Origin of the sequence: Natrialba asiatica DSM 12278, from assembly GCF_000337555.1 — an archaeon.
In the GTDB taxonomy this organism is placed as follows: domain Archaea; phylum Halobacteriota; class Halobacteria; order Halobacteriales; family Natrialbaceae; genus Natrialba; species Natrialba asiatica.
This window is the reverse complement of the sequence record NZ_AOIO01000040.1, coordinates 290,300-303,496: the sequence shown is the minus strand read 5'-3', so window position 1 is coordinate 303,496 and position 13,197 is coordinate 290,300. Positions and strand designations below refer to the sequence as shown.

General features: G+C 65.5%; 16 protein-coding genes. 5 read left to right on the top strand and 11 right to left on the bottom strand.

Annotated features, from left to right (window positions below; genetic code table 11):
* Positions 1–12: 12 nt before the first annotated feature.
* Complete coding sequence (locus C481_RS19060) at positions 13–243, bottom strand: hypothetical protein (protein WP_006110971.1); 231 nt, start codon at positions 241–243, stop codon at positions 13–15.
* Between the two features lie 154 nt (positions 244–397).
* Between C481_RS19060 and C481_RS19055 the strand changes: the two genes are divergently transcribed.
* Genes C481_RS19055 through C481_RS19045 form a run of 3 tightly spaced genes read left to right on the top strand, consistent with a single transcriptional unit; the run spans position 398 to position 1,841 of the window.
* Entirely contained in the window at positions 398–1,096 is a 699-nt protein-coding gene (locus C481_RS19055) for a uracil-DNA glycosylase (protein ID WP_006110970.1), read from the top strand.
* Between the two features lie 46 nt (positions 1,097–1,142).
* Positions 1,143–1,562: an HIT family protein gene (locus C481_RS19050; protein WP_006110969.1), complete on the top strand. Its 420-nt coding sequence runs from the start codon at positions 1,143–1,145 to the stop codon at positions 1,560–1,562.
* 6 nt (positions 1,563–1,568) lie between these two features.
* On the top strand, positions 1,569–1,841 hold the full coding sequence (locus tag C481_RS19045; protein WP_006110968.1) for a hypothetical protein: 273 nt from the start codon (positions 1,569–1,571) through the stop codon (positions 1,839–1,841).
* On the opposite strand, the gene C481_RS19040 is transcribed toward C481_RS19045, so the two are convergent.
* A complete protein-coding gene (locus C481_RS19040; RefSeq protein ID WP_006110967.1) occupies positions 1,838–2,896 on the bottom strand; it encodes an A24 family peptidase in 1,059 nt (352 codons plus the stop codon). The two genes, C481_RS19045 and C481_RS19040, sit on opposite strands and share 4 nt — an antisense overlap.
* Positions 2,897–3,165: 269 nt before the next feature.
* Here C481_RS19040 and C481_RS19035 point away from each other — a divergent pair, with 269 nt between their 5' ends.
* Both C481_RS19035 and C481_RS19030 read left to right on the top strand, forming a co-directional pair.
* A complete protein-coding gene (locus C481_RS19035; RefSeq protein WP_006110966.1) occupies positions 3,166–3,621 on the top strand; it encodes a hypothetical protein in 456 nt (151 codons plus the stop codon).
* Between the two features lie 161 nt (positions 3,622–3,782).
* Complete coding sequence (locus C481_RS19030) at positions 3,783–4,514, top strand: type 1 glutamine amidotransferase (RefSeq protein WP_006110965.1); 732 nt, start codon at positions 3,783–3,785, stop codon at positions 4,512–4,514.
* Positions 4,515–4,525: 11 nt separating this feature from the next.
* Here C481_RS19030 and C481_RS19025 read toward each other — a convergent pair whose 3' ends face one another.
* The 9 genes from C481_RS19025 to lysW form a co-directional block, all read right to left on the bottom strand.
* A complete protein-coding gene (locus tag C481_RS19025; RefSeq protein ID WP_006110964.1) occupies positions 4,526–4,999 on the bottom strand; it encodes a hypothetical protein in 474 nt (157 codons plus the stop codon).
* A gap of 111 nt (positions 5,000–5,110) precedes the next feature.
* Positions 5,111–6,376, bottom strand: coding sequence for a threonine synthase (gene thrC, locus C481_RS19020; protein ID WP_006110963.1), 1,266 nt, complete (start codon positions 6,374–6,376; stop codon positions 5,111–5,113).
* A gap of 513 nt (positions 6,377–6,889) precedes the next feature.
* Entirely contained in the window at positions 6,890–7,837 is a 948-nt protein-coding gene (argF, locus tag C481_RS19015; RefSeq protein WP_006110962.1) for an ornithine carbamoyltransferase, read from the bottom strand.
* A complete protein-coding gene (locus tag C481_RS19010) occupies positions 7,837–8,943 on the bottom strand; it encodes a [LysW]-lysine hydrolase (protein WP_006110961.1) in 1,107 nt (368 codons plus the stop codon). Before C481_RS19010 ends, argF begins: the two co-directional genes overlap by 1 nt.
* Positions 8,940–10,088: an aspartate aminotransferase family protein gene (locus C481_RS19005; protein ID WP_006110960.1), complete on the bottom strand. Its 1,149-nt coding sequence runs from the start codon at positions 10,086–10,088 to the stop codon at positions 8,940–8,942. The genes C481_RS19010 and C481_RS19005 overlap by 4 nt, the downstream gene beginning before the upstream one ends.
* Positions 10,085–10,966, bottom strand: a complete 882-nt coding sequence (locus C481_RS19000) for an acetylglutamate/acetylaminoadipate kinase (RefSeq protein ID WP_006110959.1) — start codon at positions 10,964–10,966, stop codon at positions 10,085–10,087. Before C481_RS19000 ends, C481_RS19005 begins: the two co-directional genes overlap by 4 nt.
* Positions 10,966–12,048 carry an N-acetyl-gamma-glutamyl-phosphate reductase gene (gene argC / locus C481_RS18995; RefSeq protein WP_006110958.1) on the bottom strand — a complete coding sequence of 361 codons (1,083 nt, stop codon included), beginning with the start codon at positions 12,046–12,048 and terminating at the stop codon, positions 10,966–10,968. Before argC ends, C481_RS19000 begins: the two co-directional genes overlap by 1 nt.
* Positions 12,048–12,932, bottom strand: coding sequence for a lysine biosynthesis protein LysX (gene lysX, locus C481_RS18990; RefSeq protein ID WP_006110957.1), 885 nt, complete (start codon positions 12,930–12,932; stop codon positions 12,048–12,050). The genes argC and lysX overlap by 1 nt, the downstream gene beginning before the upstream one ends.
* On the bottom strand, positions 12,929–13,093 hold the full coding sequence (lysW, locus tag C481_RS18985; protein WP_006110956.1) for a lysine biosynthesis protein LysW: 165 nt from the start codon (positions 13,091–13,093) through the stop codon (positions 12,929–12,931). Before lysW ends, lysX begins: the two co-directional genes overlap by 4 nt.
* Positions 13,094–13,197: the final 104 nt, after the last annotated feature.

Sequence of the window (13,197 nt, the reverse complement as noted above, 5' to 3'; positions counted from 1 at the left end):
ACGACGCTCCGCTCAGTTGGTCGAAGAAAACAATTTCTGGTAGCCGATGCCGTAGACGCCCGCATAGAGCATCACACAGCCGATCGCGGCGAGCCAGAGTGCAACGGTCGCCTCACCGGCACCGAAGTGCTGCAGGCTCGCGTACTCCGCAGCAGCGCCGACGACTGTTAGTAGACCACCGATAACGGTATAGAGGAGTAACGGGAGTGCTTCTACGAGTAATTCCAGGCTGAACGTAACCATGTACACTCCATAGAGAGGGCACCAAGGTAAATTTGTTCACTTGCGCATCGTTCTAACGCGTCGTGGGACACGCACGATGCCAGCGTTCGACTTGCCTTCATGCATCGAACATCCAGACCGACTGGGCTAAACGCCTGTAGACGTACACCCGTCTGTGCCAGCAGCTAACCCTGATTCGGATTCGAACGCCCCCGACGACCCCGAGTTCCCCGACTCGCGGCACGTCTTCGAGGCGAACTGTACGCGCTGTCCAGCGCTCACCGAGAACCGCGAGTGCATCTCGTGGGGTACCGGCTCCCTCGACGCCAGCGTCCTGGTCGTCGGCGAAGCCCCCGGCCACGGCCACCCCGACGCCGACCGCTGGCGCGGCGGCAACTGGACCGGCAAGGCCTACACCTCTCGCCACTCCGGCCGGCGCATCCGTCGGATGCTCGACCGCGTCGGCTACGGCGACGACGCCTACTACACCAACGCCGTCAAGTGCTTCCCCGCCGACCCCGAGGACCCCGCGACGAACCGCGAGCCAACCCCCGAAGAACGCGCGAACTGCCGTCCCCACCTCCTCGCCGAAATCGATGCCGTCGACCCCACCGTCGTCCTCGCAACCGGCAAACACGCGACGAAAACCGCCCTCGCGGCGGCCGATCGTGAACTCGACGGCTTCCTCGAAACCGTCCTCGATCCGCTTCGCTGTGCTCCCCTCGACGCCTGGCTCGTGCCGATCCTCCACCCCTCCTATCAGGACGTCTGGATCGGCAGACTCGGCTTCGAGCCGGACGAGTACCTCGACGCACTCCGGGAGACGCTAGACGAGTGCTGCCGATCCGACCAGGACAGTTCGACGTGCAAGTGACACCACAGCGGTAACCTTCTTACCGCGAGGCGACACACACTGGCGTATGAGCACGATCTTCACCCAGATCATCGAGGGCGAAATCCCCGCCCGAATCGTCTACGAGGACGGCACGACCGTCGCCTTTCTCGACGCCAACCCGCTCGCGCCCGGCCACACGCTCGTGGTCCCAAGAGACGAGTTCGAACGGCTGGACGACGTTCCCGCCGATGTCGCGACAGACCTCTACGAGACGATCCACCGCATGGTCCCCGCCGTCGAGGACGCCGTCGACGCCGACGCGACGACCGTCGCGTTCAACAACGGCGAGGCCGCCGGCCAGGAAGTCCCGCACGTCCACTGCCACATCGTCCCGCGCTTCGAGGGCGACGGCGGCGGCCCCATCCACGCCATCGCCGGCGATCGTCCCGACCTCGCCGACGACGAACTCGACGACATCGCGGCGGATATCGAGTCACGCGCGTGAGCGACGATGTACGAGAGACTCGTCGGCACGGTTCGCTCGTTTCCCATCGCCGCGGCACTTGAACTCGGGAGCGTCCTCGTCTGTCTCGGCCTGTTCGTGGGGACGTTCGCCGTTCTCGTGAGTGGGCCTCCGGCAGTAACGAGTACCGCCGGCGGAGCAGGTGCGGGGAGTCAGGTACCGCTGGCTTGGCTCGCGATCATCGGGACGGGTGCCGCTTTCGTCGTCTTCTGGACCGCGCTCGTTCCGCTGTTCCAACGCGTGCAGAACGTGCAGGGCTAGAAGGATCCGAGCAGGCCAAAGAGGAGGTCGCCGTAGCCGAGTGCGATCACCAGCCCGGAGAATATCGGCACCAGAAACGGCGTTCCGGGCGAAATCCAGACCGTCTCGGCCGTCGTGACCGCCTCCAGTCCGGCGCGCAACTGTTCGGGAGCGGTCCCGTAGGCCGTGCCCTCGATATCGTCGAGGAAGGCGTCGGCACCCCACGGATCGTCGTGGTCACCCACCTGACCCGTCGACGCAGTATCACCGCACTTTTCGGGCGATTTATCGCCGGTCGCACGGCTCTCCGCCGCAGCAGTTGCCGTCGGAGCCCCGCCGTCCGCTCGAACGGCGGCCGCCACGGCACCGTCAGTCGGCGGATTCGGCTCCTCGGGCAGCGTCGCCGGATCACGATACCGATCCGGCGACTCGCGAATATCCGCGAGCGTCAGGCCGCGCCAGCGCAGGTACATCCGCAGCGCATCGAGGTCGAGTCCGCTCGTCGAGCGCCCGGCCGGTCCCTCGAGCAACTGACCGTGCGCCTCGGGCAGGCGCTCCCAGGAAACCGGCCAACCGAGCGCCATCACCGACGTAAACCGCCCCGCCGCAGCGTTTCGAATCGCGAGGAGAATCGGGATCGCGAGCGCGACCAGCACGGCGTTCGTCAGGATCGTAAACGAGAACGTTCCGATCGGCGTCGGTACCGTCGGCGTCGTCCACGATCCGATCGCGTAGATCGGCTGCGTCGGAAACACCACCGCCAAAACGAGCAACGCCTTCGCATCGGCACCCCCGAAGCCGCCGGCCCACCAGAACAGATACGCAAGCGGCACGACCAACCCTAAACTCACCGTCGCCGGAACGATGAACTCGTGGATCCAGGCCGTCCCGCCGGCGCGCCAGGCGAGCACTCCCTCCCAGAGAAGCGTCCCCGCACCGAGCAGCGAGAGCGGAACCCAGACGTGACTCGAAACGCGCCTGGTCTTGATATCCCGAACGGCGGTCCAGGCGAAGACGGGAAGCGCGAGAAGCCGAAGGAGATCCGGCCCGGTCGCGGAGACGAACGCGAGTGACACACCAGGTCCTGGGAAGCGCGGTACCGTTATGGTTTCGGCCTCCGACTACGATGAGTGCGGTGTCGTTGAACTCTCACTCGAAGGCCCGTGCAGCGCCTCCCAGCGCGACTGCGTACGTCGGTCGCCGCCTCGACACCGGGAAACGGCGCTGTAAGCCGACGCATATCGGCGAAGTCACGGATCACGTCGCTAGTCGGAGTGCCTTAGAAATTGGAGTAACTAGAACAGTGATAGAAACTACCAAACAGCTATCGAGCGAACGATGACGTATGTCACTCGATGTCGAAATCCCCGACCCGCCAGCGCTCGACAGACCACAGGATCCGGGCGACTACGATGCCGTCGACGAACCGGAGTACCGATCAGGAGACAACACACCGCACGAAGCGTTAGCGACGTTCCTCCAAGAAGGTGCGTGGGAGGACGGTTTCAACGAGTGGCGTGACGATACGTATATGGCAGTCGATGAGTTCCGACTCGTGCGCGACCGCGGGCTGATAGACGAGTTCGATTTTTATTGGAACATGGCCACGGAAGACGTCGGCTACCGAGCGCCAACCGTCCCCACGGATCTGACAACGCCGTCCGGTGACCCGCTCGAACGGGGCGAACGGCAAGGTATCGAAGAAGAACTCGACGACCTCGGACGGACCGTCAGCGACGTACTGGAAACAGAGTACATCAATCGGAGCGGCGAAGAGTTCGGGTTCTTCAGCGATTACTGACCGCTCTACGATCCGGGTGCCGGAACTGCACGCGGCAGCGACTGGCGACTCGACAGGCGGTATCGGTCTTGACAGATGATACCGGATTCGACAGCCAATACCGCATCGGGGACGATGGGCGGAAAGAATATCCGTCCAGCACGGCCACTACACGACACAGTATGAGTCACGTTCGTATCGCCGTCCTGAACGCGGCCCACGAGGACGCGAACACGACGCGAAACTTCCGCCGCGAACTCGACGCCTCGCTGGCCGAGTTCGATGTCACCGACGGCGAGCTCCCCCCGCACCACGAGTTCGATGGCCTCGTCGTCACCGGTTCGCGGTCGTCCGTCTACTGGGAGGAAGCGTGGATCGATGCCGCCAAAGAGTGGGTCAGCGAGGCCCTCGAACAGGGGATGCCTGCACTCGGCATCTGTTGGGGGCACCAACTCCTGGCCGACGTACTCGGCGGCACCGTCGAGGACATGGGGGCCTACGAGGTCGGCTACAGCGAGATCGACCACCACGGGAACTCCCGACTGTTCGACGGCATCGCCCAGACGTTCACGGCCTTTACGAGCCACGCCGACGCGGTTACCGAACTGCCGCCCGGCGCAACCCCGCTCGCCGAAAACGAGTACTCGAATCACGGCTTCCGCAAAGGCCGGGTCTTCGGCGTCCAGTTCCACCCCGAGTACGATACGAAGACCGCCCGCGAACTCGTCCACCGCAAGGACCTCGACCCCGACCGCCGCGACGCCGTCCTCGCCGAAATCACCGACGAGAACTACGCCGCCGCCTGCGAGGCGAAACTCGTCTTCGAGAACTTCATCGAGTTCGTCCGCGAAACCGCAGCCGACACGACGGCTACGGTGGACGGGCAATCGGAATCAGTCGGTCGCTCCGACTGAACCCGGATCGCTCACTTCGAGTGCCGGTGTTGGTGCCACCGATCGAGAACTCGCTGAAGTAGACCCGTGCGTTTGGTCCGTGTCTGTCGCGACTGGCGCGCCTGCGTGAAATCAGACCGGTCGGACCGGCCGGAGCGGTCATCCTCCTCGCCACGGTGACGCTGCTTCTGACTGCAGTCGTGATCCTGTCGCCCCTCGAGTTCACGTTCGTACTGCGTGATCAACTCCCGGCGCTGGCGGTCACGGATCGTCAGTTCGCGTTCGAGTGCGGCGATCCGGGCACGGAGGTGAACTCGTTCGATTCTGGCGGGAAGCGGGTGTCTCGCGTTCGGGGACGATCGTATCGAGAGCGATACCGGTTTCCGAGGAGGGGCGCGACCGGGGTAAACGCGGCCGGTGAACGCGAAACGGGACGTTCGAGCGTATTCGTCGGGGTCGGTAGCGATGGTAGCGGGCTGTTCGAGGGACCGATACTCGACGGACATGGCGACTCGGACGGTACATCGCTCCCGGGGAAAAAGGTCAGTCAGTCGGGCGTCAGACGCGTCTACTGTAGGTTGTGCGGCGATTACTGGTTGAGAGCCCCAGATCGGCGGTCAGCGCTGGAGGTGCTCGAGTACGCCTGCCGTCTCGGCTGGTACCGATTCCGGTTCGCTCCCCGCAGCGGCGGCCGCGTCGGGGTCTTTGAGCAGGTGGCCCGTCGTCAAGCAGGCGACGCGTTCGTCGTCGGTGACGATCCCCTCAGCGCGGAGTTTTCGCAGTCCCGCGACGGATGCGGCAGAGGCCGGTTCGACGCCGATCCCTTCGCCGGCGAGGTCGCGCTGTGCCGCGGTGATCTCCTCGTCGGTGACCGAGATCGCGGTGCCGCCGGTTTCGCGAATGCCCGGCAACGCCTTCGGTGCGTTAACCGGGTTGCCGATCCGGATCGCCGTCGCGCGCGTCTCGACGTCGTCCCAGCGCCGAACCTCGTCCGCGCCGTTCTCGACGGCCTCGACCATCGGGGCCGCACCCTCGGCCTGCACGCCGACCAGTTTCGGAACGTCGTCCTCCTCGAGCGCACCCGCTTGCACGAGTTCACGAAAGGCTTTGTACAGCGCGGCGGTGTTGCCGGCGTTGCCGACCGGGAGGACGATCCGGTCCGGGACGGCGTCGTAGTCCGCGAGAAAGCCCTCCAGGATTTCGAGGCCGATCGTCTTCTGCCCTTCGAGCCGGAAGGGGTTCAGCGAGTTCAGCAGGTAGGCCTCACCCTGGCCGGCGAGTTCCTGGACGATGTCGAGGCAGGCGTCGAAGTTGCCGTCGACCTCCAGGATTCGGGCACCGTGGAGGCTGGCCTGGGCGATTTTGCCGGCGGCGACCTTCCCCGCCGGAAGCAACACGAGCGTTTCCATGCCGCCGCGGGAGCCGTAGGCGGCGAGCGCGGCGCTCGTGTTGCCGGTCGAGGCGCAGGCGAGGCGGTCGACGCCGAGTTCGGTCGCGACGGCGACGCCGACGGTCATGCCGCGGTCCTTGAACGAGCCGGTTGGATTCATCCCCTCGTGTTTGATCCGCAGGGCCTCGAGCCCGATATCGGCCTCGAGCTGCGGGGCCTCGTACAGCGGCGTGGCACCCTCCTGGATCGAGACGCCCGCATCGAGCGGGAGGGTGTCGGCGTAGCGCCAGACGCCCTGGCCTTCGCCCGCGAAGTCCTCGAACGTCGGCAGGTCGTCGTAGCGAACCTCGAGCAAGCTATCGCACTCGTCGCAGGTGTAGCGGATGTCCGCGAACGGGGCGAACGTCTCGCCGCACTCGATGCACTCGAGCCAGACGCCGTCGTCGGCGTCGGCAGGGGCTGCCGGTTGGTCGGCAGAGAGACTGAGACTCATTATCGTTCTGTCGTTCGGGAGGGGAGCAACCGGCAAAAAGCACGTGGATTCGGCAGATACCCCCGTTCGGCTCGTGTTCGCGCGTGCTCGCGTCCGCGAGCGCCGGTGTGATCGCTCGTCCGTTGCAGGATCGCTCGCCCGTTGCAGGATCGCTCGCCCGTTGCAGGATCGCTCGCCCGTTGCAGGATCGCCCGCCCGTTGCAGGATGCGATCGGCAAAAAGCGTCCCGGAAAGCCGAGTGGTGTGTCATCGGGACAGTGTGGTGTGCCCGGATTCGCTCGCGATTCCCCCATCCTACATTACGATGAGCCCCATCAGCACCGCGGGACCCAGGAACATGATGAACAGGGCAAACAGCAGTTTGAACGACATGCCACTCCAGGAGGATCGCGTTCACACACATAATTCTTCTAGATTGTTCTTCCTGCTGACTTCTTTCGAGAACGGAACAACAGCGTATTGACTCGCGAAAAACAGCGATTTACCGGGACGAAATGACCGGTAGCGTCGATCTCAATCGAGCAGCCACTGGAGTAACGCCTTCTGGGCGTGGAGACGGTTTTCGGCCTGATCGAAGACGATCGACCGGTCGCTTTCGATGACCTCGTCGGTGATTTCTTCGCCGCGGTGGGCCGGCAGACAGTGCATGACCGACGCCTCTGGGGCGTGTTCGAGCAGGTCCGAACAGACCTGGAAGCCTTCGAAGGCCTCCATGCGTACGTCGCGTTCGTCCTCCTGGCCCATACTGATCCAGACGTCGGTGTAGATAATGTCAGCGTCAGTGGCCGCCTCGACCGGATCGGTCGTGATCGTCGGATCGCCGCCGAGTTCCTGCGCACGATCGATGACGCCGTCGTCGATACCGTAGCCCTCGGGCGTCGCCACCGTCAGGTCCATGTCGGTCATCGCGGCACCGATCACGAACGACTGACCGACGTTGTTGCCGTCGCCGATCCAGGCGACGGAAACGTCGTCGAACCCCCCTTCCTGCTCGCGGATCGTCAGCAGATCGGCGAGCGTCTGGCAGGGGTGAGCGTCGTCGGTGAGTCCGTTGACGACCGGCACCGACGAGTTCGCCGCGAGCACCTCGACGTTGTCGTGTTTGAACAGCCGCGCCATCACGACGTCGACGTACCGCGAGAGGGTCCGCGAGGTATCCTTCAGCGGTTCGCCGCGGCCCAGTTGGATGTCGTCCGCGCCGAGGAAGACGGCGTGACCGCCGAGTTGGGTCATTCCCGTTTCGAACGAGACGCGGGTGCGCGTGCTCGGCTTCTGGAAGATCATTCCGAGCGTCTGTCCGTCGAGCGCTTCGTGCGGCTCGCCGGTTTGCTGTGCGTGCTTGAGATCGTCCGCCCGATCGAGGATCTCGAGCAGTTCCTCGTGTGAGACGTCGTCGATCTCGAGGAAGTGCCGCGGTTCCGGGTCGGACGGAGACGGGGACTGGGGTTGGGATTGAGACACTAGTCGTCACCTCCTGTAAGCGTCGTCGCGACGCGGGTGAGCACCGCGACGGACCGGTCGAACTCGGCGAGCGAGAGGCGTTCGTCGGGAGCGTGATCGAGTTCGGAGTTGCCGGGGCCGTAGGTCGCCATCGGGCAGTCCCACGCGCCGGCGAAGAGATTCATGTCGCTGGTGCCGGTCTTGCGCAGAAGCCGCGGCTCGCCGTCTTCCTCCCGGATCGCCGCACGGAACGCGCGGGCGACTTCGGTCCGCGGACTTTCCATCACCGGCGGGATCGGGTCGGCCCAGGTGACGGTGCCGATTTCGAGCGGTGCCTCGGCGGTCTCGCGAACCGTCTCGACGTCGAGCGTCGGTGGCACGCGCAGTTGCACGTCGAGCGTGGCTTCGACGGAGAGGCCGTCGTCGGTGATGCCGCCGTCGATAGCGACGGGTTTGGTCGTCACGCGCTCGAAGACGGGCTGGTACTCGTCTTGCTCGAACGCTTCCTCGACGCTCGTCCACCAGCTCGTCGCGTGCTGGATCGCGTTGGGTTCGGGGCGGGAGGTGTGGCCGGACTCGCTGGTCGCGACGTACGTTCCCGAGAGGAAGCCGCGATAGCCGAGGGTGATCCCCGTCGCGCCGCTGGGTTCCCCGTTGACGACGGCGTCCGGTTCCTCGCGGTCGGCGACCAGGTGGCGCGCGCCGCGGGAGTTCGTCTCCTCGCCGACGACGCCGACGAACGAGACGCCGGTGCGGACCGCGGCCGCGGCCATCGCGGCCAGCGGCCCGGTCGCGTCGACGCTGCCGCGACCCCAGAGAACGCCCGTTCCTTCATCGGCGATGTCGTCTTCCTCGTCCGCTTCGTCCGCCGATTCGACCTCGACCGGAATCTCACCGGGGACGGTATCGATGTGGGAGGTCAACAGCACCGAATCGTCCGCCGGCGCGCGGACGTTACCAACCTCGTCGATCCGGACCTCGCGGTCGTGGGCCTCGAAGAACGCGGCGAGGCGCTCCGCCGCGTCGCGTTCTTGGCCCGACGGCGAGGGGATCGAGACGAGGTCGACCAGCAGTTCGCGAGCGTCCGCGAACGATACCGGGTCGGGATCGGTCATCGTCGTACTCATGATTGCGATTCGGCTTTGGGCGCGAGCACGTCCGCGAGCGCCGTCACGACCTGATCGGCGTGCTCCTCCTCGAGCACCAGCGGCGGCAGCAGGCGGACGACGCTCCGGCCGGCCGGCAGGGCGAGCACTTGGTGTTCGAGTGCGAGGTCCCGCAGCACCCGATTGGCTCCGCGCTTCACTTCGACGCCGACCATCAACCCCTCGCCGCGAACGTCGCGAATCGGCACGTCGAGCGCGGCCAGTTCGTCCCGCAGGTAGCCGCCGACTTCGGCGGCGTTACCCGGCAGGTCCTCGTCGACGACCGCGTCGAGCGTGGCGTTCGCTGCAGCCGAAACGAGGGGGTTGCCGGAGAACGTCGAGCCGTGCGGTCCCGCCGCCTCGGCGACCCAGTCCGCACAGAGCGTCGCCCCCATCGGCAGGCCGCTCGCGATCCCCTTCGCGGTCGTCAGGATATCGGGCGTCACGCCGTAGCCGTCACAAGCCCACAGATTCCCCGTGCGACCGATCCCGGTCTGGATCTCGTCGAAGATCAGCGCGGTGTCGGTCGCCTCGGTGCACTCGCGGGCCGCCTCGAGATAGCCCGCCGGCGCGGGGTGAATGCCACCCTCGCCCTGGATGGGTTCGAGGATAACGGCCGCCGTTTCGTCGTCGACCGCGTCCTCGAGTTCAGTCGCGTCGCCGTAGGTGACGAACTCGATCTGGTCTTCGAGCAGCGGCTCGAAGGGTTTCTTGTACTTCGGTTTCCAGGTCGCCGACAGGGTGCCGGCGGTGCGGCCGTGGAAGGCGCGCTTGGCGGCGACGATCTTCGTTCCGTCGGTCGCGCTCCGGGCGAACTTCAGGGCGGCCTCGTTGGCCTCGGTCCCGGAGTTACAGAGCCAGACGTTCTCGATCCCGCCGGGCGCGAGCGCCCCCAGTTTCTCGTGGAGATCGGTCCGCGACTGGACCGGGTACGAACCCTGAACGTACAGCAACTCGGCGGCCTGTTCCCGAATCGCGTCGACCACGTCGGGGTGACAGTGGCCGGTCGGCGTGCAGGCGTAGCTCGCGCCGAAGTCGAGGTATTCGGTCCCGTTCTCGGCGGTGAGCGTCGCGCCCTCGCCGGATGCGATACTGATCGGTTTCTCGGAGAAGACGAATCCGCTCATTGTGTGGCCTCCGTGTTCGCTGTCTCTGTCTCGTTCGCGTCCGCACCGGCGATCACGCCGGGTTCGAGCGTCGTTCCCGCACCCGCGAGCGCGCTCGTAATCGGCTCGGCCGCGTTCGCCGACGCAACGGTAACCGATGCGGCACCTCCCTCCAGGGCCTCTTCGGCCGCCATGACCTTCTTCGTCATGAAGCCCTCCGCCGCGTCTTTGACCGCGCTGAACTCGGCGGGCGTGGCGGCCGATGCGATCTTCGTCGACTCGTCGTCGGGGTCCTCGTAGATACCCGAGACGTCGGTCAGGACGACCAGATCGGCTTCGAGCGCACCCGCGATCGCGGCGGCGGCGCGGTCGGCGTCGGCGTTGACCGCAGTGTAACCACCCTCTGTTTCCCGTCCGAGCACCGGGACGGAGACGACCGGCGTGTAGCCGCCCGCGAGGATCGTCTCGAGCAGGTCAGCGTTGACCGAGTCGATCGTTCCCGAGTGGTCGCCGCGCTTAATCTTCTTCTTGCCGTCCTCTTTGACGCGAACGGCGGATTTGCGCTTGCCCTCGAGCAGCTTGCCGTCGGTGCCCGAGAGACCGACCGCGTTCACGCCCTCGTTCTGGAGCGACTCCACGAGGTCGGTGTTGAGCTTGCCGGGCATCACCATCTTGAAGACGTCCATCGTGTCCTCGTCGGTGAACCGACCGACGACGCCGCCGGGCGTTTCGACGTAGGTGGGTTCCTCGCCGAGTTCCGCAAGGGTCTCGTCGACGGCCGTCGAACCGCCGTGGGTGAGTACCACGTTTTCGTCCGCTTCGACGAGGCTCGCGACGTCCGCGAGCGCGCCTTCCGGATTGACGGCGCGTGCGCCGCCGACCTTGACGACGGTCGTCATTATGGTGCCCCCACGGGATGTAGTCCCGTGAACTCGAGTCCGGCCGTCTCCTCGAAGCCGAGCGCCACGTTAGCGGCGTGGACCGCCTGACCCGCCGAGCCCTTCATCATGTTATCGATCGCCGAGAAAACGACGACGCGCTCGTTCTGCGGATCGAGTTCGAAGCCGACCTCGGCGACGTTCGTTCCCGCAACCGACTTCGGCTCGGGATAGCGGTAGACGCCGGAGCCACCGGCGGCCGTGCGGACGAACGGTTCGTCCTCGTAGCAACCGCGATACGCCTGCCAGAGGTCGCCCTTCGACACGGGCGAACTCGGAAAGACGTGGCTCGTCGCGCTCGCGCCCCGAACCATGTCCACGGCGTGGCAGGTGAACGCCACGGCGGTGCCGAGGAACTGCTCGATTTCGGCCTCGTGGCGGTGGCTCGTCGGCGCGTAGGGGCGGACGACGCCCGACCGCTCCGGATGGGAGGAGGCTTCGCCGCCGCCCGCGCCGCCCTCGGAGGAGCCGACCTTCACGTCGACCACGACTTGCTCTCCTCCCTCCAAGATGTCGTGCTCGAACAGCGGGTAGAGACCCAGAATCGTGGCGGTGGCGTTGCAGCCGCCGCCCGCAATGAGGTCGGCTCCGTCGAGGTTTTCGCGGTTGATCTCGGGCAGGGCGTATTCGGCCTTCGCTAAGTACTCGGGCGCATCGTGGCCGTCGTACCATTCGACGTACTGCTCCTCGGTGTCGAGGCGAAAATCGGCCGAGAGGTCGACCACGGTATCTGCGATCTCGAAGAACTCGTCCACCCGTCCCATCGAAACGCCGTGTGGCGTCGCGGCAAACAGCACGTCGACGCTCTCCAGATTCTCGGGCTCGGTAAAGCGCAGGTCCGCCCCCCGCAGCGGCGGGTGCACGGAGCCGACGCTCTTGCCGGCCTTCGACCGGCTGGTGACCTCCGCGAGTTCAACGTTCGGATGGCCGGCGAGCAACCGCAGGAGTTCGCCGCCGGTAAATCCGCTGCCACCGATGACGGTCGCGGTGACGGTCTCGGCGGATTCGGCCGCGCTCGCGTCCGCGTCGGTACCGACTGCCATCAGAGGGTCACCTCGAGTTCCTGCGCGGCGTTCTCGGCGGCCTTCTCCTCGAGCCAGTCGACGACGGTGCCGGCGACATCGGTCTCGACGGCGTCGTTGAGCGCCTTGAACTCGACGGTGTGGTTGACCTCGTGGACGGTGTATCCATCTTCGGTTTCCATGAGATCGACGCCCAGCAGCCCGCCGCCGACGGCGTCGCTGGCCGTCTGGACGAGGTCCTCGGCCTCGTCATCGAGTTCGAAGACGTCGGTCTCCGCTCCCTTCGCGGCGTTCGTGATCCAGTGATCCGACGAGCGGACCATCCCGGCGACCGGCTCGCCGTCGATTGCGAGCACGCGGATATCCCGCCCGGGTTTCTCGACGAACTCCTGGACGTAGAACACCTTGTGCTCGTAGTGTCCGAGCGTCGCTTTGTGCTCTAAGATCGCCTCCGCGGCGTCAGGCGAATCGATCTTGGCCATCAGGCGTCCCCACGAGCCGACGACGGGTTTGAGGACGCAGGGGTAGCCAAAGTCCTCGATGGCCTCCATCGCCGTCTCCTTCGTGAAGGCGACTTTCGTTTCGGGCGTGGGCACGCCCGCCCGTTCGAGCGCGAGACTGTTTTTCGCCTTGTCCGCACAGATATCGGCCGTCTCGTGGCTGTTGACCACGGGAATCCCGTACGCCTCGAAGAACTGCGTGGCGTACAGGCTCCGGCTCGTGGCGAGACAGCGATCGACGACGAGATCGAGGTCGGCGAACGCGTCGGGTACCTCGCCGACGGTGAACTCGTGCTTGCGAATATCGATCTTCGTGATCTCGTGGTCGCGCTCGCGAAGCTCTGCGAGGAGGAGCTTCTCGTCCTTGCGGATCCGGGAGTAGAGGATTCCTATCTGCAAGGTCACTCACCCCAGTCCTCTTCGAGCTCGGGGGCTCGCTCGAGGACTGGCGGCTCGGTGTCGACGACTTCCAGCTCGGCTCCGCAGGTCGTACAGTCAACGATCTCTCCGACTTCCAGAGTGTCGTGCAGGGACACTTCGGCCCCACATTCGACGCATTCTGTCATTGTATTCTCACCTGGGAGCCATACCACCTTAAATCCACCGGATCTATAATATAAATTATAAGACTGTACTTCCCGCTAACGGTATAAAATAGCTACAGCGCGAC

Bases quoted from the DNA above. Each gene is read 5' to 3' on its own strand.
- C481_RS19010 (WP_006110961.1), bottom strand. From the start codon at position 8,943: ATGAGTACGACGATGACCGATCCCGACCCGGTATCGTTCGCGGACGCT.
- C481_RS19030 (WP_006110965.1), top strand. From the start codon at position 3,783: ATGAGTCACGTTCGTATCGCCGTCCTGAACGCGGCCCACGAGGACGCG.
- C481_RS19050 (WP_006110969.1), top strand. From the start codon at position 1,143: ATGAGCACGATCTTCACCCAGATCATCGAGGGCGAAATCCCCGCCCGA.
- thrC (WP_006110963.1), bottom strand. From the start codon at position 6,376: ATGAGTCTCAGTCTCTCTGCCGACCAACCGGCAGCCCCTGCCGACGCC.
- argC (WP_006110958.1), bottom strand. From the start codon at position 12,048: ATGGCAGTCGGTACCGACGCGGACGCGAGCGCGGCCGAATCCGCCGAG.
- C481_RS19045 (WP_006110968.1), top strand. From the start codon at position 1,569: ATGTACGAGAGACTCGTCGGCACGGTTCGCTCGTTTCCCATCGCCGCG.
- lysW (WP_006110956.1), bottom strand. From the start codon at position 13,093: ATGACAGAATGCGTCGAATGTGGGGCCGAAGTGTCCCTGCACGACACT.
- C481_RS19005 (WP_006110960.1), bottom strand. From the start codon at position 10,088: ATGAGCGGATTCGTCTTCTCCGAGAAACCGATCAGTATCGCATCCGGC.
- C481_RS19000 (WP_006110959.1), bottom strand. From the start codon at position 10,966: ATGACGACCGTCGTCAAGGTCGGCGGCGCACGCGCCGTCAATCCGGAA.
- C481_RS19025 (WP_006110964.1), bottom strand. From the start codon at position 4,999: ATGTCCGTCGAGTATCGGTCCCTCGAACAGCCCGCTACCATCGCTACC.
- C481_RS19060 (WP_006110971.1), bottom strand. From the start codon at position 243: ATGGTTACGTTCAGCCTGGAATTACTCGTAGAAGCACTCCCGTTACTC.
- C481_RS19035 (WP_006110966.1), top strand. From the start codon at position 3,166: ATGTCACTCGATGTCGAAATCCCCGACCCGCCAGCGCTCGACAGACCA.